Raw genomic sequence first — 20,672 nt, 5'->3', positions numbered from 1 at the left:
GCAGCGTCGTACAGGTCAAGCGGGCCTGAGCTGTGCCATGGCCAGGCCCGTCATCACAACAATACGCAGGAGACAAACATGATGCGGAATTGCTGGAACACTTTGGGACTCGGCCGCTTCCTGGCCCTGGCACCCGCGATTGGCATGGCGCTGGGCCTTGCGCTTGGCGCGGCGCCGGCCAGCGCGCAGTCTTGGCCAGCACGGCCGGTTCGCCTGATCCTTCCCAGCGCCGGCGGCAGCGGGCCCGACACCATTGCGCGGATCTTTGCCGAGCGCTTGTCGCGTACGCTTGGCCAGCCCGTCGTGGTCGACAACCGGCCGGGCGCCAATGGCGTCATCGGCGTGGACGCGGTGGCCAAGGCGCAGCCCGACGGATACACCTTGCTATTCGCCAGTTCATCCTCCACGGTCATCAGCCAGGCCCTGCTGCACAAGCTGCCGTTCGATGTGACGCGCGACCTTGTGGCCGTGGCGCAGATCTTCTCAGGGGGCATCCATCTGGTAGCTTCGCCGGATTTTCCCGCGCGCAACCTGAAGGAGTTCGTTGCCCTCGTCAAGGCGAATCCCGGCAAGTACGACTATGCCACCTGGGGCCCGGGCTCCACCGGGCAGCTCGTGATGGAGTACCTGAAGCGGCAGGAAGGCCTCGACATCCGGCATGTGCCTTACAAGACGATCGGCCAGATATACCAGGACATGCAGGGCGGGCGGGTGAAGGTGGCCTTTGTCGACGCCACCAGTTCGGTGCCGCTGATCAAGACCGGAAAGCTGCGCGGCATCGCCATCACCGGCTCGCACAGGGGGCCGGCGCTGCCGGATCTGCCGACCATGACCGAACAAGGTTTTCGTTTCGATACGGATGCCTGGTATGGTGTGTTCGCCCCGCGCGGTACGCCAGCGGGCGTGGTGGCGGCCGTGCACCGGGAGGTCCTGAACACCCTGTCCGCCCCGGAGCTGCGTGACCGATTCGTCCAGCTCAACCTGATCGATCCGCCATTGAAAAGCGCGGAACAATTTGCCCAGACCGTACGCACCGACCTGTCCCTCTGGCAAGGCATCGCCAAAGCGAACGGCATCAGTTTGGACTGAGAAGCCAAGGGCCATTTCCAGTATCGCGGTGAATGCACCAGCTTTTGGCCTGAGCCCCCATATTGGGGGCTCAGGCCACAACCGGCCGCTTCGGCTTCTTTAAGTCATTCTCGCTGTTACTTGATAGAGTGCAATTCACAAACGGGCTTACCCTTCTTACCCGTACATCACGACTACCAGCAATTCATCGCTGCGGTCTCATCGGGCCGCTTTGCTTCTCCCGCATGACCCCGGCATCGGCATCTCCTGGATCTTCGGTCCAAGGAAACCGGACTTCCTTTACCTCGACCGCCTTCCAGGCGGAGTCGGCAAGGCCGCCGACGTGAGCGGCGTGACGATGCGCGCACATGAAAATATCGATACGGGCCTTGCCCTCCTCGTCGACACTCGCCCAGCGCAATAACCGCAATTTTGGCGCCAGCATGGCCGAAGGGAACTCCTCCCTTTTTTGTCATTTCCACTGACTGCCTTGATCTTGCCAATTTCCGCCCACAGGGCGATCGCGGGCGAATTTCCGCCGAACCTGAACATGCAATTGCCAGATCGGAACAGGCCCGCACCGCACCATCCCGTAAATTAGGCTCGCCTGCGTTCCAGTCGATGCGGCATGACGCAGGCACAAAAAGAAAGGGCGCCGCCCAACATCAGGAGACAAAACATGACGCAACAGAAACTGAAGACCGTCCTGGATCAGGTGCTGATCCAGGCCACCCATCGCCATGGCGGTGCGCCGGGGGTGGTGGCCATGGCCACCGACCGTAACGGCAACTTCTATGAAGGTGCCACCGGCACGCGCGAACTGGGCCGGGACAGCCCGATGACCACCGATTCGGTGTTCGCGATCTTTTCGACGACCAAGGCCCTGACCGGCACACTCATCATGCAGTTGGTCGAAGAAGGCAGGATTGCCCTGTCCGACAACGCTGGCGAGTACGTTCCAGAAATCGATGAACTCCAGGTGCTTGATGGCTTTGATGCCAATGGCCAGCCCCGTACCCGTGCGCCTGGGCGCAAGATCACGGTGAACGACCTGATGTTGCACGCCTCTGGCCTTTGCTATGAGTTCTTCAGCGAGAACGACCTGAATTACCGAACGGCCAGGAACATCCCGCCAATCATGTCCTGCAGCTTCGATTCGATACGCACAGTGCTGCTGCACGAGCCGGGGGCCGCATGGACTTACGGCGCCAATATCGACTGGCTGGGCCGCATCGTCGAACAGCAGCGCGGCAAGCGCCTGGGCGAGGTGATGAAAGAGCGCATCTTCACGCCGCTTGGCATGCAGGACATCGGCTTCCGGATGAGCGAATCGATGAAAGCACGGCGCGTTACCATCCATGACCGCGCAGCCGATGGAAAACTCACTCCGCTACCTGATCTGGTGCTGCCGGATCCCCCGCCGATGGACATGGGTGGCCACGGTCTTTACGCGACCATTGGCGAGTACATGAAATTCATCCGCATGATCCTGAATAACGGTGCCGGCCCGAACGGACGCGTGCTCAGGCCCGAGACGGTGGACCTGATGGCCCAGGACGGCCTGGCACCCATGGGGCTCGCGGTGGGCGGCTGGACCACCTCCGTCCCCTCGCTGAGCAATACCGGCGAATTCCTCCCTGGCACCGATAAGGGCTGGGCATACTCCTTCATGACGAATCGGGAACGTGCTCCCACGGGGCGGCCCGCGGGCTCGTTGATGTGGGCGGGCCTGGCCAACTCATTCTTCTGGATCGACCGTCAAAACGGCATCGGCGGCTACTGGGCGACCCAGATCCTGCCGTTCCAGGACGCCGCATCCTACCCGGGATTTGTCGAATTCGAAACGGCCATTTACCATCACAGGTAGCAAGCAGCTCCTGCACGCCGGTCTTCCGCGCCCGGCGCGTCCAAATGTCCCGCCCTGAGGCATGGCTATGATGGAAGCGATACGAAACGTTCTGGTCACGGATGCCCATGGCCAGGCCAGTTCGCGTTACCGCCTGGTGGCATCGAGCGAATGGGACGATATTCGTCAATGGTCGGACCGCATCTACATGCCGTACAGCGTCACGCCAACAGGGCGGCCGCGCCGCCCTGATTCGGTACTCGACGCCACCCGGATCGGGCACTTCACGCTAAGCCGCTTCAAGTATGGCATCCCGGTCCACATTTCCGATTTTTCACCCGCGGCGGGTACCGGAATGGTCCTGACCACCTTGCGCGGGACGGCGCGACACTGGACCGAGCCGAATGCCTTCGCCGACACTGGCGTTGGCGACGCCTTCGTGGTCGACAACTCGCGAACCCATTACTGGGTGGACTTTGACGAGAACCACCTGCAGATCAACCTGACCTTCGAACACGATGCGCTGGCCGCCTTGCATGAGCGCTGGTTCGGCCGGCCTGCCGACGAGAGCCTGTGGACGAAGAAATTTCGCCTTGGCGGCACCAATTCGAGCTGGATTTCCCTTCTCGCCTATGTTTGCAACTGCACCACGGAGATGCCGGATGCAATCGGCGGCAGCCCGCTGGGCCGGCATCTGGAAGAAATGATCGGCATCCACCTGTTGACGCAATGGCGCGCCCAGCTGGATCAGCCCAGTCAGGCCACGCTACACCGCATGGCGCCGCGGCATGTCCTGGCGGCGGAGCGTCATATCAGGGAACACGCGCATCTTGCGCCGACGCTGAGCGAACTCGCCCGCGCGAGTGGCGTAAGCGTCCGAACGCTCACCGGTGCGTTCCGTGAATACCGTGGATGCACCCCGATGGATACCTTGCGCGAGCAACGGCTTCAGGGTGTCCGGGCCGAACTGCTGCTTGCCGGCAAAGGGGCCACGGTTCGCACTGTCGCCGCCGCCTGGGGCTACGTCAATCTCGGCCTGTTCGCAGCCGTTTACAAGCAGCGGTTTGGTGAACTGCCTTCTCAGACCCTGGGGATCAGGAACTAGATCTTGCCGCTAAAGCCGCCGGCTGAGTGGCCTCCACGCTGGTCATGAAACAAAAATCGCGACACCAACGGTGATGTTGGTGTCGCGATTCATTGTCGTAGCGCGGTGACTGTCACGTCGGCGGAAATCCGCGGCAACCTGCGCTAATTAGCCTGAGCGCAGGTTGCCATCACGCTCAGAATCCCACCGCCTGCCCGTCCCGCCGCGAATCCGACGCAGCGATATACCCGTGCTCCGCCTTGTAGATCAACTGCGCGGAACCAAACTCCAGGCTGTCTGGCGGCGCCACCTCGACCTTGTGCCCACGCGCGCGCAGCGCGGCGACCACGTCTGCCGGCATATGCGATTCCACATTGACCACGGGGCCGTTCTCGACGCGGAAGCGCGGTGCATCGCTCATAGCCTGGGGGTTCTGGCCGAAGGCGGCCAGCCGCGCCATCATCTGCACATGGCCCTGAGCCTGCATGGAACCGCCCATCACGCCGAATGACATCACCGGCGCGCCATTGCGCGTGATGAAGCCGGGGATGATGGTATGCATCGGCTGCTTGCGCGGGCCGACGCAGTTGGCGTGCCCCGGCGTCAGGTTGAAGCCTTCGCCACGGTTATGCAGCGAGATGCCGGTGCCGGGTACCACCACGCCAGAGCCAAAGCCGCGATAGTTGGACTGGATGAACGAAACCATCGAACCGGCCGCATCGGCCGATGTCAGGTACACCGTGCCGCCGGTCTTGGGCATGCCGGCGCCGGGCGTGCTCGCGCGTGCCATGTCGATCAGCGCGGCGCGCTCGGCCAGATAGGCCGGATCGAGAAATGCCTTGGGATCGTGCTGCATCGTCGCCGGGTCGGAGACGTGGCGATGCAGGTCGGCGAACGCGAGCTTCATCGCTTCAACGCCGACATGATAGAAGTCCGCGCTGTCGCGCCCCATGCTTTCGATGTCGAAGCGGTCGAGAATGCCGAGCCCGATCAGCGCAGCCAGACCCTGCCCGTTGGGCGGAATCTCGTGCAACGTGTAGCCGCGGAAATCCTGCGACAGCGGCGTGACCCAGCTATGCGCGTGCTGCGCCAGGTCATCGGCACGGATGGCGCCACCGGTTTCCTCGGCAAAGGCGACGATACGCGCGGCCAGTTCGCCCTTGTAGAAGCTCTCGCCATCGCTTTCGGCAATGCGCTGCAGCGTGGCAGCCTGCTCCGGAAAGCGCCAGCGCTCGCCAGCCTGCGGCGCCTTGCCATCACGCAGGAAGGCCTTGGCAAAGCCAGGCTGGCCGACCAGCACAGGTACCTGTGCCGCCCACTGGCGCGCGATCTGCGGCGATACCATGAAGCCCTGCTCCGCGTATTCGATTGCCGGTGCGAACAGGCGCGCGAACGGCAGCTTGCCGAAGCGGGCGGACAGTGCCTTCCAGCCTGCGACCTGACCCGGCACCGTCACCGTATCCCAGCCGACCGAAGGCATTTTCTCGCGGCCCGCGAAATATTCGGGCGTCCAAAGCGCGGGCGCGCGGCCACTGGAGTTGAGGCCGTACAACTGGCCTTCGTGCCAGACCAGCGCAAACATGTCGCCGCCGATACCGTTCATAACCGGCTCCACCACCGTCAGCGCGATCGCCGTGGCGATCGCGCTGTCGATGGCGTTGCCGCCTTCATACAGCATGCGCAGGCCGGCTTGCGCGGCGAGCGGCTGGCTGGTGCTGACCGCATTGGCGGCAAGCAGCGGCATCTTCTGGGAGGGATAGGGGAAGGACCAGTCGAAAGGCAACATTAGGAGCGACTCAGTAGGATGGGGAAAATCCGGAACGCGGATGGAAGCGCGCGCCGCTTATTGCAAGGCAATGCCCGATTGCTTTACCAGCTTCTCGGTGCGTGGAATCTCGGCATTGATCATCGTGTTGAAGTCCGCCGCGCTGCCGCCGCGCGGCTCGGCGCCCGTGGCCCCCAGTTTGTCGCGGAAGGCCGGATCCTTGAGCAGCTTGTTGACCGAGACATTGAGCTTGGCCACGACCTCGCCCGGCGTGCCCTTCGGCGCGACCAGGCCATACCATGGGGCGATATCGAAGCCGGGATAGCCTTGCTCCGCGATGGTCGGCACATCCGGGGCCATCGACGAACGCTTGTTGTTCGACATGCCAAGCGCACGCAGCTTGCCCGCCTTCACAAAAGGCAACCCCGTCATGATGGTGTCGAAGTACATCGACACCTGACCCGACAGCAACGCCGGGATCGCTTCGGCTGCGCCCTTGTAAGGAACGTGAACGATGTCGATGCCGGCCATCGCCTTGAGCATCTCGCCGGCCAGGTGCGAGGTGGTTCCTGCTCCGAACGAGGCGTAGCTCAGTTTGCCTGGATTGGCCTTGGCATAGGCCACCATCTCGGGCAGCGTCTTGAACGGCAGCGACGGATTCGACAGCAGGATGTTCGGCGTGTAGGCCACGACCGTGATCTTCTCGAAGGCATCCGGATCGTAGCTGAGCTTCTTGTAGAGAAAGCGGTTGGTCACCATCGACGCGGGACCGGACATCAGCAGCGTGTAGCCATCGCCAGGCGCGCGGGCCGCGGCCTCGCTACCGATCATGGCCGCGGCGCCGGGCTTGTTTTCCACCACGAAGGGTTGGCCGTATTCCTTGCCGAGTGCAATGCCGAGCTGGCGCGAAAGCAAGTCTGTCGCGGAGCCGGCCTGGAATGGCACAACGATGCGCACCGGCTGCGTGGGCCAGTCTCGCGGGCCCTGCGCGAGAACCAGGGACGATGCCGCCATCGCCGCCACGGCGGCGATGGAACGGATGAAACGAAAACGAACCTGCATGAAACTACCCTCCTCGATAGTAGAGAATCCACTCGCTGCGCTGCGTACAGCGCTTGCCTTGGGTGGGCGGCCTCCACTTGGACCGCCTCTACCCAGGCTGTGGCTTAAGTCATTACCGGCCTGAATCCGGACAGAAGAACACCCGGCACCGGGCCGGGCGAACCGGCAGTGCGACACGCGCCGGGTTCAGCGGTCGACCCCTCCCATGCACAGGTATTTGATCTCCAGATAGTCCTCGATGCCGTACTTCGAGCCTTCGCGGCCCAGACCGGATTGCTTGACACCGCCAAACGGCGCGACTTCGTTCGAGATCAGGCCCGTGTTGATGCCCACCATGCCGTATTCGAGGGCTTCGGCGACGCGCCAGATGCGGCCGATATCGCGGCTGAAGAAATAGGAGGCGAGACCGAACTCGGTGTCGTTGGCCATGCCGATCACTTCCGCGTCGGTCGAGAAGCGGAACAGCGGCGCCAGCGGGCCGAACGTCTCTTCCTTCGCCACGCGCATGGCCGGCGTCACGTCGGCCAGGACGGTCGGTTCGAAGAAGGTGCCGCCCAGGCTGTGCCGTTTGCCGCCGGACAGCAGCCGCGCGCCCTTGGCCATTGCGTCCGCGATATGCAACTCCACCTTGGCCACCGCGTCCTCATTGATCAGCGGGCCTTGCAAGACACCGGGCTCGACACCGTGGCCAACCTTGAGCTTCGCCACGGCGGCGACCAGCTTCTGCGCAAAGGCGTCATAGACCTTGTCGTGCACGTAGAGGCGGTTTGCGCAAACGCAGGTCTGGCCCGCGTTGCGGTACTTCGAGGCAATCGCGCCCTCCACCGCGGCATCCAGGTCGGCATCATCGAAGACGATGAAGGGCGCATTGCCGCCCAGTTCAAGCGAGAGCTTCTTGATGGTGTCGGCCGACTGGCGCATCAGGATGCGGCCAACTTCCGTCGAGCCGGTAAAGCTGAGCTTGCGCACGACCGGATTGGCGGTCAGCTCGCCGCCGATCGCCCGGGCGTCGCCCGTCAGCACGCTCAGCACGCCCGCCGGCACGCCCGCGCGCTCCGCCAGCACCGCCAGCGCGAGGGCGGACAGCGGGGTGTCCTCCGCCGGCTTGAGCACCATCGCGCAGCCCGCGGCCAGGGCAGGCCCGGCCTTGCGCGTGATCATGGCCAGCGGGAAATTCCAGGGTGTGATCGCCGCGCAGACGCCCACCGGCTCCTTCACTACCAACAGCCGCTTGTCGCCGGCGGGGGACGACAGCACGTCGCCACTGACGCGCTTGCCTTCCTCGGCGAACCATTCGAGGAACGACGCGGCGTAGGTCACTTCGCCGCGGGCCTCGGCCAGCGGCTTGCCTTGCTCGGTAGTCATCAGCAGGGCAAGGTCGTCGGCATTGGCGAGCATCAGCTCATGCCAGTTGCGCAGCACCTGGCTGCGCTCGCGCGCGGTCTTGCCACGCCAGGCGGCCTGCGCGGTGCGCGCGGCCTCGATGGCGCGGCGTGTTTCCGCCGCCCCCATCAACGGCACCGTGCCGATGACGGCGCCGGTCGCGGGATCGGTGACGGCGAAGGTCTCACCGCTGTCGGCGTTCCGCCACGCGCCGCCGACAAAAGCTTGCGCACGCAGCAAGCCTGCATCCTTGAGTTCCATGATGAAGTCCGTTTGGTCCTGTTGTATCCGTTTGGGTGCGCTTCGGTGCGCTTCGATGCGCTTGGGTGCGTTTGGGATCAGCGGGTCAATGCGTCAGCCAGGATGTCGAGGCCTTCGTCCATCACGGCATCGCTGATGGTGAGGGGGAACAGGAAACGGATCACGTTGCCGTAGATGCCGCAAGACAACAGCAACAGGCCCTGTTCCAGCGCGCGGTTCTGCACAGTGCGCGTGAAATCGGCGTCCGGGCTGCCATCCGCCTTGCGGAATTCGACGGCGACCATGGCGCCGACGCCGCGCACTTCGGCGATTTGCGGCACGCCGGACCTGAGGCTCTCCAGACGGTCCACCAGGCGCTTGCCCAGCACGTTGCCGCGCTCGATCAGGTTCTCGCTTTCGAGCACGTCCAGCACGGCCAGCGCGGAAGCCACCGCCAGCGGGTTGCCGGCATAGGTGCCGCCAAGCCCGCCGGGTGCCGGGGCGTCCATCACCTCCGCGCGACCGCATACCGCCGACAGCGGCATGCCGCCCGCCAGGCTTTTCGCCATCGTGGTCAGGTCCGGCGCCACATCGTAGTGCTCCATCGCAAAGAGCTTGCCGGTGCGCCCGAAGCCGGTCTGCACTTCATCGGCGATCAGCAGGATGCCGTGCTCGTCGCAAATCGCGCGCAGCGCCCTCACGAACGCGGCCGGCGCCACGTTGAAGCCGCCCTCGCCCTGCACCGGCTCGAAGATGATGGCAGCCACGCGCTTGGGATCCACGTCGGCCTTGAACAGGTTCTGCAGCGCCTTGAGCGAATCCTCCACCGACACGCCGTGCAACGCGCAGGGATACGGCGCGTGGAACACCTCACCGGGGAACGGTCCGAAGCCAACCTTGTACGGCACCACCTTGCCGGTCAGCGCCATGCCCATCATGGTGCGGCCATGGAAGCCCCCCGAAAAGGCGATCACGCCCGGACGGCCGCTGGCGGCACGGGCAATCTTGATCGCGTTTTCGACGGCTTCGGCGCCCGTCGTGAAAAATGCCGTCTTCTTGACCGAGCCACCGGGGGCGCGCTGGTTGATTTTCTCGGCCAGCTCGATGTAGCTGGCGTAGGGGACGATCTGGTAGGCGGTGTGCGTGAAGCGCTCCAGTTGGCGCTGCATGGCCTCCACCAGGCGTGGATGACGATGGCCGGTGTTCAGGACGGCGATGCCGGCGGCGAAGTCGATATAGCGCTTGCCCTCCACATCCCAGATCTCGGAATTCTCGGCACGCTCGGCGTAGAAATTGCACATCACGCCTACGCCACGGGGCGTGGCGGCATCTTTGCGGCGGACCAGCTCGGCGTTCTTCATCTCTTGCTCCATCTCTTGCTTCGGTTTGTGCCAACGGACTTCGTTGTCCGCATTTCGCGTCGTCAACCGGCAGCCGCGTGCTGCATCTCGGCCGGAATGCGGTGGAGTAGAAAATTAACCGAAAATTGGCACCACCACTAGATCCATATTGATGCTTGTCGATAGGGCCATTTTTGAGAGGCCTGTCTTGTCGGATTTGCTGCCGCAACGTCCGGAACGGTTGCCGGACAGCCGCGACGTGACGCATGAATCTCACGCAGGCTTCAGACGGGACGGGATGTGACAGGAACCAGCAAGCTGCTGGCGTCAGGACAGATCACCAGGGGAATTGCCTTGCCATCCTGTGCTGCCTGCCTGGAGGCAATCGCTGGCGGCTGGCTCCGTCACTGCCCCGATGGGAAATGGCACCTACTGATGAAGTACTTCACCAAACCATATTGTCTTGCACGGATAATCCTGCAAATGGCACCAGGCTTTTGGCACGAACACGGCACCCCCCGGACCGCTTTGTGATGTCACGGCGGGCAGGATCGTACGGGATGCTTCAAGGACGGCCAGGCTCCCGGAATCTGGTGCCGGCAAAACCTACGGCGTAAGATCACCAGCGACGCGATGCCGCGTTGCACATCGGCGAACCATCATGGCAAAGCCCCAGATCCTGACCTATATCGATGCCGGCACGTCCGACGGGACCGCACGCCTGATGAGAATGATCGGACAGCAACTGCTTCCCGGCGCTTACGAGATCCGGGCGGTCATGGCCGATGACCTCAGGCATGACGCGGCGCTCTTCGATGACGCCGCGCTGTTTGTCATGCCGGGCGGTGCCGACCTTCCCTATTGCGCCGCATTGAACGGCGCCCCCAACGCGCGCATCCGGCGCTTCGTCGAGCAGGGCGGCGTCTACCTGGGCATTTGCGCGGGCGCGTACTACGCTTGCAGGGAACTGGCGTTCCATGCCGGAACCGAGGGCGCAATCTGCGGCGCACGCGAACTGAACTTTGTGGATGCGGTCGCGGTTGGCTCGCTGCCCCAGCTCACGGGGGGCGTCGCTTATGACGCAACGCTGAGGAGCGCCACGGCCACGGAGATCCGGACGACCCATAGCCTGACCGCTGCCCCGACGACGCTTTATGCGCACTACCACGGCGGCTGCCGCTTCGATTTCGGCGACGCAACGAACCATGCGGCGCGGATCCTGGCCGTGTACACCGGCATCGAAGGCAACCCGCCCGCCATCGTGAGCGCAAGCGTGGGCAAAGGCTGCGCAATCCTGACCGGTGTCCACCTGGAAATCTCGGAGCGCGAGTGCAAGGACGCACTGCGCGGACACAGCGACATGGCCGCGCACTTGCACGTTTGCCGCAAGCTGGCCCGGACCGGAGAGGCGCGGCTGGCGGTTTTCCGCCAGTTGCTTGCTCACGCGGGCCTCTTGCTGGGCTGACCGCTCAGGGCGTCCAGTACCAGACGGCGGAGTTGGAGAGAAAGGTCTCCCACATTGCGTGCGGCTTGCCGGGATCGTCGTCATCGCAGAGCCGGGCAAGAACCCACTGGGCTTCGATCCGTTCTCTCGATGCATCACCGAGACCATCCTGCTCGCCCTTGGCCAGGTAGCGGCCGGCAAAGGTGGTCAGCGATGCGTGCGCCTCCGAAGCATTCTTCCAAAGCACCGTGAATCCGATCAGCGTACCGTCGGTCATGCCGTGCGCGTCGAACCACGCATTGGGATCGGGCATGCCCACCTTGGTCTGGTAGCGGCCGGTGAAGCGGGCACCCGGCTCGATGGAAAGAATCTCAAGCCCGCCGCCGTTCCGGCCGAGCCATCGTCCAACACGGATTGTCATGGTGCCTCCTTTGCATTGCGCGGATTGAAAAATGCGTTTGACGCCTACTTCTTCCCGGCGCCGGCGCTCATCGCATCGAGCGCCTTTGCCGCGGCAAGGTGCTGGGGCACGGCAAGCCCTTGCAGCGCCGTCGCCGCCGAGACCTGCGCACCTTGCGCGCTGCCGCGCGCGGCGAGATCGTTGCCGTTTGCGAAAACCAGGCGGGTCAGCGCGGCCACCTCGGCATCGGAGAGGTCGCTTGCCGTGAGGAGCAGCGCCGCGGTCGCGACGCTACGCACGTCTTGCCGCTGGTTCGCGTAGGCACCGCGCGAGATCGTGTAGGGAAAGTACGCGGTCTTCGCACCGGCCAGCGCGGCAATCCCGCGCTCCGAGAGCGGCAACAGCCGCAGCGGCACGTCCTCAAGCGCATCGCGCACGCTGTCCGCCGGCACGCCGATGACCTGTATCACGGCGTCGACCTGCTTCTGGCGCAGCGCAACCAGCGCGGCGCCGATGCTCAAGTCCTGGGGCACGATGTCCTTCAGCCCGAGCCCATGCGCCTCAAGCACGCGTACCGCGGTGACGCGCGACGCGGAGCCCGGTTCCCCCATGGCGACCTTGTGGCCGCGCAGGTCCGACATCGATGCCAGCGAGTCGTTGGCCCGCACCAGGACATGCACGGCTTCCGGATACAAGCTGCCCAGCGCGCGCAGCGAGGCGTACGGCCCGTCCGTGGCAAAGGCGCCCTTGCCCTCATAGGCATCGAGCGCGGCATCGCCCTGCGCCAGCGCAACCGAAACCTTGCCTTCCCGCAGCAGACGCAGGTTTTCCTCTCCTCCCCGCGTGATCAGGGGCACTACCCTGACCCTGGTCTCGCTCGCCAACGCGCGGGCAAAGCGCAAATACTGTCCGTGCTCGGCACCGGCCGCGATCGCGTATCCGTCCGCCGCGCGCGCGAGCCGTGCGCGTACGCTTGCATATGCCACCGCAAGCTCCTGCTCGATGGCCGCTTGCTCAGCAGGCGAAGCATCCTTGGGCACGGATTCGATCACCTTTCGCATCGCGTCCAGGATGGCGGCGGCGCCTGGCGCGGTATTCGTGACATAGTCCGGCGCCTCAGCGGGCCGGTAGCCGCCGGAGGTAACCGCGACCCACCGGTCCCCCTCGCGCTTGTAGAGCGCGGTACCGTGGGCACGGATGATGTCTCCCGCCTTGTTGCCGCCCGAGGCAATACCGGAAATGCCCTTCGGGCCCGCGCCCAGCGCGGAAACCAGGCCGGCGACGCCCGGCGCGTCCCATCCGCCGAAATCGAAGTCGCGCGCGAGCTTCAGTTGCGCGTCGAAGTAGACTGTCCGGCGTGTCTCGCCCGCCGCCCTGGTGTCCGCCTGGGAGCCACGGCGCTCAAGGCTGACCAGTTCCACCGTCCCGGCCGGCAGCGCCTGCACCAGGCGTTCGTTGACCCCGGCCCGCAGGCTGTCGGCATCCGGGCCGCCGCCGCAGCCGCTCAGGAGGACCGCCAGCACGGCGGCCAGCAGCATGGCGATGAGGGTGCGCATGGTCAGCCTCCCACGATCGGCAGCGCAAGCCATAGCGTCAGCACCACCGCGTTCATCAGGTCGACGAAGAATGCGCCGACGAGCGGGGCGATCAGGTAACTGGTCGGGGCCGGCCCGTACTTTGCGGTGATCGCCTGCATGTTCGCCATGGCGGTCGCGGTGGAACCCATATTGAAGCCAATGAAGGCCGCGGAGGTGACGGCTGACTCGTAGTCGCGGCCCATGAAGCGAAAGCAGACCAAAACGGCGTAGATAACGAGGAATACCACCTGCATCGCAATGATGACAATGAAAGGCCCCGCCGACAGCGCCACCTCGATCAGGTCGAGCGCCATCATCGTCATGACGAGGAACAGCGACAGGCACACGTTCGAGATCAGGTCCGTGGCGCGGTCATCGAAGCGCAGGCCGATGAATGGACAGAGGTTGCGGATGGCGACGCCCGTGACCATGCACCACAGGAAAGCCGGTATGGTGATCGAGCCGCCGGTGAACTGCGCTGCCAGCCACCGGCTGGCCACTACCGCGGCAAAGATGCCGGCGAGGGAGCCGATCGCGCCGACGGTGGCGATTGGCGCTGCCGGCTGCATGTCGTCGCTCGCGGTTTCCTCCGCCCGGGATCGCAGGTGGTATCGCGTGATCAGGAACTGCGCGACCGGGCCGGCGATGATGCCGCCGACAATCAGGCCCAGCGTCGCCACCGTCATGGACAAGTCCATCACGGACTGCAGGTTGTTGACTTCCGCGAAGCGCTCGGCATAGGCCGCGCCGGTGCCATGGCCGCCCACGAGGGTAATCGAGCCACCGACCAGCCCGAAGATCGGGTGCAAGTCCAGCACCTTCGCCATCGCGACGCCGACGGCGTTCTGCGCGACGATGTAGGGCAGCATGATCATCAGGAAGATGACAAGCGCCTTGCCTCCCCGGCGAAGTGTGCGCAAGTCCGCGCTCAGCCCCATCCCGCCGAAGAACATCAGCAGCAGCACCGGCTTGACGCTCTGGTCGATCGTGACCTTGAAATCCGCGGTTGCCAGGGCCAGCGCGGACAGCACCGCGAAAAGCAGGCCGCCGGTAATGGGGTCCGGGATGTTGTATCTCGACAGCAGCCCAACCCTGCGATTGACCAGCGCGCCGATGAGTAGCACGACGACGGCCGCCAGCAAGGAGCTAAGGGGATCGAGACTCATCGGCTATTCCGTTGGATGTCAGGCAGTTCGCACGAATCCAACGCGACAAGCGGCGAGCCTGGCAGTATCAAACTGGCTTCTGGTCTCCTGGCCCGCTACCGTGGTGCTGGTCCTCGACCCATTGCCAGAACAACTGATAGCCGACCGCGAGCATCACCGGGCCGATAAACAAGCCAATGACGCCGCCGCTGACCATCCCGCCCAGGGCGCCGATCAGCACCACCGGCATCGGCACGTCGACACCCCGGCCCAGCAGCAGGGGCTTGAGGACGTTATCGGCCAGCCCCGCCACGAAGACATAGATGGAGAAGACGATCGTAGCGACGCTGGCACCCTCGGTGGCGATGACGAAGACAATCACCGGGACGGTAATCAGCGTGGCCGGCAGTTGCATGATCCCAAGCAGCAGCACCCCCAGAGCCAGCAGGCCGGCGGCAGGAATGCCCTTGAGCACGAAGCCGACGCCGATCAGCAGCATCTGGATGAAGGCAATGCCGACCACCCCCTGGGCAACCGCGCGAATGGTGGAGGTGCACAACGCGGTGATCTGCGGGCCTTTTTCCGGGTTGAAGATGCGCGAGGCAATCTGCACGGCGCTACGGCTGCCCTCCTCCCCAAAAGCCATGATGATGCCGGCGATGATCAGTGCAAAGACGAATACCAGCAACCCCCTGCCGAGACCCGCGGCCGCGCCCAGCAGCACGAGGCTGAAATCCTTGATCTGAGGCGCGAGCTTCATCACCAGACCGGTCAGGTCAGTGGCGGCTTGCATCCAGAAGGCATACAACTGCTTCCCCACCAGCGGCCAACTGGCTACCGACTCGGCCGGCGGTGGAACCTGGAACTCCCCGCTCTTGACGAGGGTCATGCCATTCTCCACCGACTCCGCCATGGCGACACCCAACAGGTAGGTCGGCACCATGATGATGCCGATCACGACCAGGATGATCAGCGTGGCGGTGCGGCCGTCCTTGTTGCCCAGCATCGGGCTGAGTTTCACCTGCAGCGGATAGAGGGTGATCGCCAGGATCAGCGACCAGACGAGCAGGTCGAAAAACGGACGGAATATCTCGAAGCAGAAAATCACCAGGACAGCGATCAGCCCGGCACGGATCAGTACATCGAGCATGCCGCGGGACAGCGCCTTCTCGGAAATGGGCGTGGGCAACATCGATTGCCTCCTTGCAGGTCACCGCAAAGGTATCGGGTCGGAAAGCCAGGCAAGGGCATCTCATCCCTGCCGTTAAGCCATGTCCGGGCGACACGATACGTCCGGCACGGTCGATGCCGGCATCGGCGCGTTCGCCATACGAGGGCAAAAGCCAACCACCCCCCCGATTCGGTGAATTCTAGTCTAGGCTAGTCAGAATGCCGGGACAACCTCAATGAGTACGCACCGTAACAATACCCGGAGACTGCCCGGAGAATCCATGGTCCGACTGCCGACGCCTGCATTGGTGGTACTTGCGTTTCTGATCGTGCTCGGCGGCTGCGCAAGCCGTCCAGTCAACCCGCCCATCGCTCACGCCGACCCGGATGCCGGCTATCGGTTCGTCACCCGTCCGCAATACTCGGCAGACAACGAAAACCTGGTGATCCTGGCCTTCTCGGGCGGCGGGACACGCGCTGCGGCATTTTCGTACGGCGTCCTCGAGTTCCTGCGCAATACCGAAGTCGTCGGACCGAAAGGCAACAAGTCTCGCCTGCTCGAACATGTCGGCGTCATCACCGGCGTATCCGGCGGGAGCTTTACGGCGCTCGCCTATGGCCTCTACGGCGACAAGCTGTTCGACGATTACGAGCAGCGCTTCCTCAAGCGCGACGTGCAGGGGGAAATTACGTTCCGAACGCTCAATCCAGCCTACTGGCCATCCCTATGGTCGAGCGGCTGGGGGCGCTCGGAACTGGCATCAGACCTGTACGACGAAATCCTGTTCCATGGCGCGACATTCGGCGACCTCAATCGCGGAGGCGGCCCTTTCATCGTCGCCTCCGCCACGGACATCTCCACGGGCGCCCGCCTGCCCTTTACGCAGACCACATTCGACGTGCTTTGCTCGGATCTGAATGCGGTGAAGCTCTCCCGTGCCGCCGCCGCATCGTCGGCGGTACCGGTGGTGCTCACGCCCGTTACCCTCAACAACTACGGCGGCACCTGCGGCTACGCCCCCCCCGGCTGGATCAAGCCATTTCTCGACGCCAGCGACCCGCCCCGGCCGGCCGCCCGCGCGACCCGTCACCTGAAAGAGGAGGCCGAATTCGGGGACAGCGCCAACCGGCCCTACATCCATATCGTGGACGGCGGGGTGTCGGACAACCTCGGCATGCGCAGCGTGCTGGATTCCCTGGAGGTCATGGAAGCGCTGCATTTGATCGGCCAGCCTTCGCCACTCGACCATACGCGCAGGATCGTCGTCTTTGTCGTCAATTCACTGTCCACGCCCAAGACGGCATGGGACAAGTCGGAATCCCCGCCAGGCACGCTGCAGATTCTGGTGAAAGCCACGGGCGTGCCGATCGACCACTATTCCTACGAGGCGACGGAGTTGTTGAAAGACAGCCAGGCGCGATGGCAGTCCATGCGCCGGGTCCGGGAGTCACGCGCATTTTCAGCGAACAAGGATGCCGCGGTAGCCACTGCGTTACGCACGCCGGACGCAACGATCTATGCCATCGACGTGTCGTTCGCCCAGTTGACGGACAAGGCGGAACTGGATTACCTGAACGAACTGCCCACATCGTTTTCCCTGCCGGCCGAGGCTGTCGACCGGCTGCGTGCCGCCGCGGGGAAGATCATCATGGCGTCGCCCGATTTCAATCGGCTGCTGAAAGATGTCGGCGCCAGGGTCATCGCCGCCCCGGCACCGGCACCGGCAGGCGAAACAACGGGCGACCACGGTAACAAGTAGCCGTTGGCCAGGCGCTGGTGCTTAACCGGCTGATATCCCGGATCGAGGCACAAGCCCCTGGCGTGCGTCTCCGGGCGGTCGGCAGCCGGGACGGAACGCTGGCGGACCGGCTCGACGCGACAGCGCCCTGATCGCCGGAAAGCCAAAAATGTGACGGGCCAATCCAGCTTATGACAGAATATATGCCCCCTGGTCACACCGGAAATGACGTTGCGGTCCGGACGTCGACGCACCCTTGAGTCAGATTTCTGGCACGGTTCCCATTTCGCTGGTCAACGGCTTCCTGTCGGGCGCCGATCCCGCCGCCATCGAACGGCTGGCGGAGTGCTCCGGCATCCCCCACGGCTTGCTGCGGCGCCCTGGCTCCCGCGTGACCGAGGAGCAGTTCTCCACGCTCTACCGCCTGCTCGCGACCGAACTGGACGACGAAATGCCGGGCATCTTCAGCCGCCCCTTGCGCAACGGCACGCTGAAATACCTGTGCCTGAGCCTGCTCGACGCCCCGCGGCTGGAAGTCGCGCTGCATCGGTTCGGCCAGTTCTTCCACCTGATCCTGGATGATTTCCGGCTGGAGTCGGGCCGCGACGGCGAAGGCGGCTGGGTTGCCATGGTGGCGGATCCGGCTGGCCCCGGCGTGACCGAACTCGGCCGCGAACTCATCATGAAGCTGGTGCACGGCATTGCCTCATGGCTGGTTGGGAAGCGGATCCCGCTGATCGCGGCGGAGTTCGATTTCGCGCGTCCCGCGCACGCAACGGACTACCTCTTTCTCTTTCCGGGGCCGGTTCAGTTCGGTAGCGCACAGACACGCATGCGCTTCGAAGCGGCTTACCTCGACATGCCCATGCGGCAACGCAAGGCCGACCTGCAGAGATTCCTGGCGCGCGCGCCGGAAGACTGGATCTTCGTCTCCTTCGCCGACCAGATGGTTTGCCACCGGGTCCGGCAATTCCTCGCCGATTGCCTTCCCGCCATGCCGACGCTGGAAGTGGTTGCCCAGGACCTGCACTTTTCCGTGCGCACGCTTTGCCGCCGGCTTGCGGACGAAGGCACGACGTTCCAGGCGATCAAGGATGACGTCCGGCGCGATATCGCGATTCAGCGGCTCACGCGCTCGCCCGACGCCATCGCGGCTATCGCGTATGACGTCGGCTTCGACAACCCGACCGCGTTCCATCGCGCTTTCCGGCACTGGACCGGCAGCACGCCCAAGGCCTACCGCGGCATGGCCTGAGCGCCCGGCTAGGCGGCGGCGCCGCTGTAATGGGAGCCGAAACGCTGCCTGAGCACCAGCTTGTGCAGCTTGCCGGTCGCGGTCAGCGGCAGCTCCGGCACGAACACCACGTCGTCCGGGATCCACCATTTGGCCACCTTGCCTTCATAGAAGGCCAGCAGTTGCTGCGCATCGAGCGTGCTGCCGGCGCGCCTTACCGCAACCAGCAGGGGCCGTTCGTCCCACTTGGGATGGGCACAGGCGATACAGGCCGCCAGTTCGACTTCCGGGTGCGCAACGGCGATGCCTTCCAGCTCGATCGAGGAGATCCACTCGCCGCCGGACTTGATCACATCCTTGCTGCGATCCGTGATCTGCATATAGCCGTCGGCGTCGATCGTGGCGACATCGCCGGTGGCGAACCAGCCATCCTTCTCCAGGCAGGATTCCTCCATGCCGAAGTAGCGCTCCACGACCCAATGGCCGCGCACCAGCAGGTCGCCAGCCGCGCGCCCGTCCCACGGCAACTCGGCACCATCGGCGTCGACGATCTTCATCTCGACACCCGGCACGACCCGGCCTTGCTTGGCCTCGAGCTGCGCGCGCTCCTGCTCCGGCTTCTGCGCGAAACCCTGCGAAGGCGAAAACACGGTGCCAATCGGCGACAGCTCGGTCATGCCCCAGGCGTGTACCGACTTGATGCCCAGTTCGCCCAGTGCCTTGGCCAGTTGCGGCGGGCATGCCGCGCCGCCCACGATGACACGCTCAAGGCTGTTGCAGCGCTTGCCCGTGCGGCGCATATAGTCGGCCAGGCCGAGCCAGACCGTGGGCACGCCAGCCGACACCGTCACGCCTTCCTGGTCGAACAACGCCGACAGGGATGCGCCGTCGAGCGCCGGGCCCGGCAGCACCAGTTTCGCCCCGACCAGCGCCGCGGAGAACGGCAGCCCCCAGGCATTGACGTGGAACATAGGCACGACAGGCACCACGGAGTCCGACGCACGCAGGCAAAGCGCGTCCGGCAGCGCCGAGGCATAGGCCATCAGGCAAAGCGAACGGTGCGAGTACAGGACGCCCTTCGGGTTGCCGGTGGTGCCTGAGGTATAGCAAAGCACCGCCGCGAGTTGCTCATCCAGGCGGGGCCAGTCGAAATGGCCGGGCTGCCCGCCGATCAGCGCCTCGTAGCTTTCGAGCGGCAGCGCCGGTGCCTGCGGCAGGCTGGCGCTGTCGCACAGCATCACCCATGACTCGACCTGGGGACATTGCGGCGCGATCTGCTGGACCAGGCCCAGGAACGAGGCATCGAAGCAGACCACGCGGTCGCGGGCATGATTGATGATGTAGGCGATCTGTTCCGGGAACAGGCGGGGGTTGATGGTATGACAAACCGCGCCAATGCCGGTCACGCCATAGTACAGCTCCATATGGCGATAGCCATTCCACGCCAGCGTGCCCACGCGGTCTCCGGCGACGATGCCGCGGCCCGTCAGCGCATTGGCCAGTTGCATGGCGCGGACATGGCAGTCCCGGTACGTATAGCGATGAATGTCGCCCTCGACGCGCCGGGATACGATTTCCACCGTGCCGGAGTGCCGTGCCGCCTGCTCAAGCAGCGAGGACAATTGCAAAGGCGCGTACATCATCTGACCGAACAGGTCCATAGTCTTGTCTCCTGACAGGCGGTTTGTCGTTATGCCGGATGCATTCGGCGGTCATGGCGACGCCGGCTGCGAGGCATTCTAGAGGTGCCCGCCCCCTCCGGCACTGACAGGAATGGCCGAACTAGTGACAAATCCGGCCAATCGGGCCGGGGTGGCAGGCAAGCGGCCAGGGCGGCGCAAAGCGGCAGGTTTTGTCAATGAATGGGCAGGTTTGGTTATTCCCGCATGCCGCGGCGGGCGCTACGATCCGGTATCCGGAGCATGCGGTGCCGGCATCCGCCCAGATGCACCATGCCCTGTGCCGCAATCCCAAAATGGAGACCCAAAAAATGACCTATCGTGCCCCGCTCAAGGACATGCTGTTTGTGATGAACGAACTGGCCGGCCTTGACGCTGTCAGCCAGCTGCCCGGCTTCGAGGACGCCACGCCCGAGACGGCGCAGGCGGTGCTCGATGAGGCCGCCAAGTTCAACGAACAGGTGCTGGCGCCGCTCAACCGCATCGGCGACACCGA

The 20,672-nt window shown here is 64.4% G+C and carries 17 protein-coding genes; 7 read left to right on the top strand and 10 right to left on the bottom strand.

All coding sequences use genetic code 11. The annotated features are described in order from the left end of the window. The first annotated feature begins 78 nt into the window (after nt 1–78). Nucleotides 79–1,089, top strand: coding sequence for a Bug family tripartite tricarboxylate transporter substrate binding protein (locus tag AC1DS6_RS24385; RefSeq protein ID WP_477103328.1), 1,011 nt, complete (start codon nt 79–81; stop codon nt 1,087–1,089). A 184-nt stretch (nt 1,090–1,273) separates the two neighbouring features. Here the strand turns inward: AC1DS6_RS24385 and AC1DS6_RS24380 are convergent, their stop codons facing one another. Beyond that, nucleotides 1,274–1,513: a hypothetical protein gene (locus AC1DS6_RS24380; protein ID WP_441629419.1), complete on the bottom strand. Its 240-nt coding sequence runs from the start codon at nt 1,511–1,513 to the stop codon at nt 1,274–1,276. 183 nt (nt 1,514–1,696) lie between these two features. Here AC1DS6_RS24380 and AC1DS6_RS24375 point away from each other — a divergent pair, with 183 nt between their 5' ends. Both AC1DS6_RS24375 and AC1DS6_RS24370 read left to right on the top strand, forming a co-directional pair. Beyond that, entirely contained in the window at nt 1,697–2,935 is a 1,239-nt protein-coding gene (locus tag AC1DS6_RS24375; RefSeq protein ID WP_477103327.1) for a serine hydrolase domain-containing protein, read from the top strand. Nucleotides 2,936–3,005: 70 nt separating this feature from the next. After that, complete coding sequence (locus tag AC1DS6_RS24370) at nt 3,006–4,019, top strand: AraC family transcriptional regulator (protein ID WP_477103326.1); 1,014 nt, start codon at nt 3,006–3,008, stop codon at nt 4,017–4,019. A 175-nt stretch (nt 4,020–4,194) separates the two neighbouring features. Here AC1DS6_RS24370 and AC1DS6_RS24365 read toward each other — a convergent pair whose 3' ends face one another. The 4 genes from AC1DS6_RS24365 to gabT all read right to left on the bottom strand — a co-directional run bounded on the left by AC1DS6_RS24365 (nt 4,195) and on the right by gabT (nt 9,809). Beyond that, complete coding sequence (locus tag AC1DS6_RS24365) at nt 4,195–5,784, bottom strand: gamma-glutamyltransferase family protein (RefSeq protein WP_477103325.1); 1,590 nt, start codon at nt 5,782–5,784, stop codon at nt 4,195–4,197. Nucleotides 5,785–5,841: 57 nt separating this feature from the next. Beyond that, the gene (locus tag AC1DS6_RS24360) at nt 5,842–6,825 is read right to left on the bottom strand and encodes a Bug family tripartite tricarboxylate transporter substrate binding protein (protein ID WP_477103324.1); all 984 of its coding nucleotides are present in this window, start codon (nt 6,823–6,825) and stop codon (nt 5,842–5,844) included. 186 nt (nt 6,826–7,011) lie between these two features. Continuing rightward, complete coding sequence (gabD, locus tag AC1DS6_RS24355) at nt 7,012–8,469, bottom strand: NADP-dependent succinate-semialdehyde dehydrogenase (RefSeq protein ID WP_441629414.1); 1,458 nt, start codon at nt 8,467–8,469, stop codon at nt 7,012–7,014. A gap of 77 nt (nt 8,470–8,546) precedes the next feature. After that, a complete protein-coding gene (gene gabT / locus AC1DS6_RS24350; protein ID WP_441629413.1) occupies nt 8,547–9,809 on the bottom strand; it encodes a 4-aminobutyrate--2-oxoglutarate transaminase in 1,263 nt (420 codons plus the stop codon). Between the two features lie 640 nt (nt 9,810–10,449). Between gabT and AC1DS6_RS24345 the strand changes: the two genes are divergently transcribed. Further along, nucleotides 10,450–11,253: a BPL-N domain-containing protein gene (locus AC1DS6_RS24345; protein ID WP_477103323.1), complete on the top strand. Its 804-nt coding sequence runs from the start codon at nt 10,450–10,452 to the stop codon at nt 11,251–11,253. A 4-nt stretch (nt 11,254–11,257) separates the two neighbouring features. Here AC1DS6_RS24345 and AC1DS6_RS24340 read toward each other — a convergent pair whose 3' ends face one another. The 4 genes from AC1DS6_RS24340 to AC1DS6_RS24325 all read right to left on the bottom strand — a co-directional run bounded on the left by AC1DS6_RS24340 (nt 11,258) and on the right by AC1DS6_RS24325 (nt 15,546). Continuing rightward, on the bottom strand, nt 11,258–11,653 hold the full coding sequence (locus AC1DS6_RS24340; RefSeq protein WP_441629411.1) for an avidin/streptavidin family protein: 396 nt from the start codon (nt 11,651–11,653) through the stop codon (nt 11,258–11,260). Between the two features lie 44 nt (nt 11,654–11,697). After that, nucleotides 11,698–13,188, bottom strand: coding sequence for a TAXI family TRAP transporter solute-binding subunit (locus AC1DS6_RS24335; RefSeq protein ID WP_477103322.1), 1,491 nt, complete (start codon nt 13,186–13,188; stop codon nt 11,698–11,700). A 2-nt stretch (nt 13,189–13,190) separates the two neighbouring features. Beyond that, nucleotides 13,191–14,375, bottom strand: coding sequence for a sodium/glutamate symporter (gltS, locus tag AC1DS6_RS24330; protein ID WP_441629409.1), 1,185 nt, complete (start codon nt 14,373–14,375; stop codon nt 13,191–13,193). A gap of 67 nt (nt 14,376–14,442) precedes the next feature. After that, a complete protein-coding gene (locus AC1DS6_RS24325) occupies nt 14,443–15,546 on the bottom strand; it encodes an AI-2E family transporter (RefSeq protein WP_477103321.1) in 1,104 nt (367 codons plus the stop codon). A 259-nt stretch (nt 15,547–15,805) separates the two neighbouring features. On the opposite strand from AC1DS6_RS24325, the gene AC1DS6_RS24320 reads away from it, so the two are divergent. Both AC1DS6_RS24320 and AC1DS6_RS24315 read left to right on the top strand, forming a co-directional pair. Further along, entirely contained in the window at nt 15,806–17,284 is a 1,479-nt protein-coding gene (locus AC1DS6_RS24320) for a patatin-like phospholipase family protein (RefSeq protein ID WP_441629407.1), read from the top strand. A gap of 235 nt (nt 17,285–17,519) precedes the next feature. Continuing rightward, nucleotides 17,520–18,518 carry an AraC family transcriptional regulator gene (locus AC1DS6_RS24315; protein WP_441629406.1) on the top strand — a complete coding sequence of 333 codons (999 nt, stop codon included), beginning with the start codon at nt 17,520–17,522 and terminating at the stop codon, nt 18,516–18,518. 8 nt (nt 18,519–18,526) lie between these two features. On the opposite strand, the gene AC1DS6_RS24310 is transcribed toward AC1DS6_RS24315, so the two are convergent. After that, a complete protein-coding gene (locus tag AC1DS6_RS24310) occupies nt 18,527–20,158 on the bottom strand; it encodes a 3-(methylthio)propionyl-CoA ligase (protein ID WP_477103320.1) in 1,632 nt (543 codons plus the stop codon). A 329-nt stretch (nt 20,159–20,487) separates the two neighbouring features. On the opposite strand from AC1DS6_RS24310, the gene AC1DS6_RS24305 reads away from it, so the two are divergent. Beyond that, the coding region (locus AC1DS6_RS24305; protein ID WP_477103319.1) for an acyl-CoA dehydrogenase N-terminal domain-containing protein at nt 20,488–20,672 on the top strand (185 nt) is incomplete at its 3' end.

The sequence above is a fragment of the Cupriavidus sp. 05L310 genome (assembly GCF_056398185.1).
This window is presented reverse-complemented; position numbering and strand designations above follow the sequence as displayed.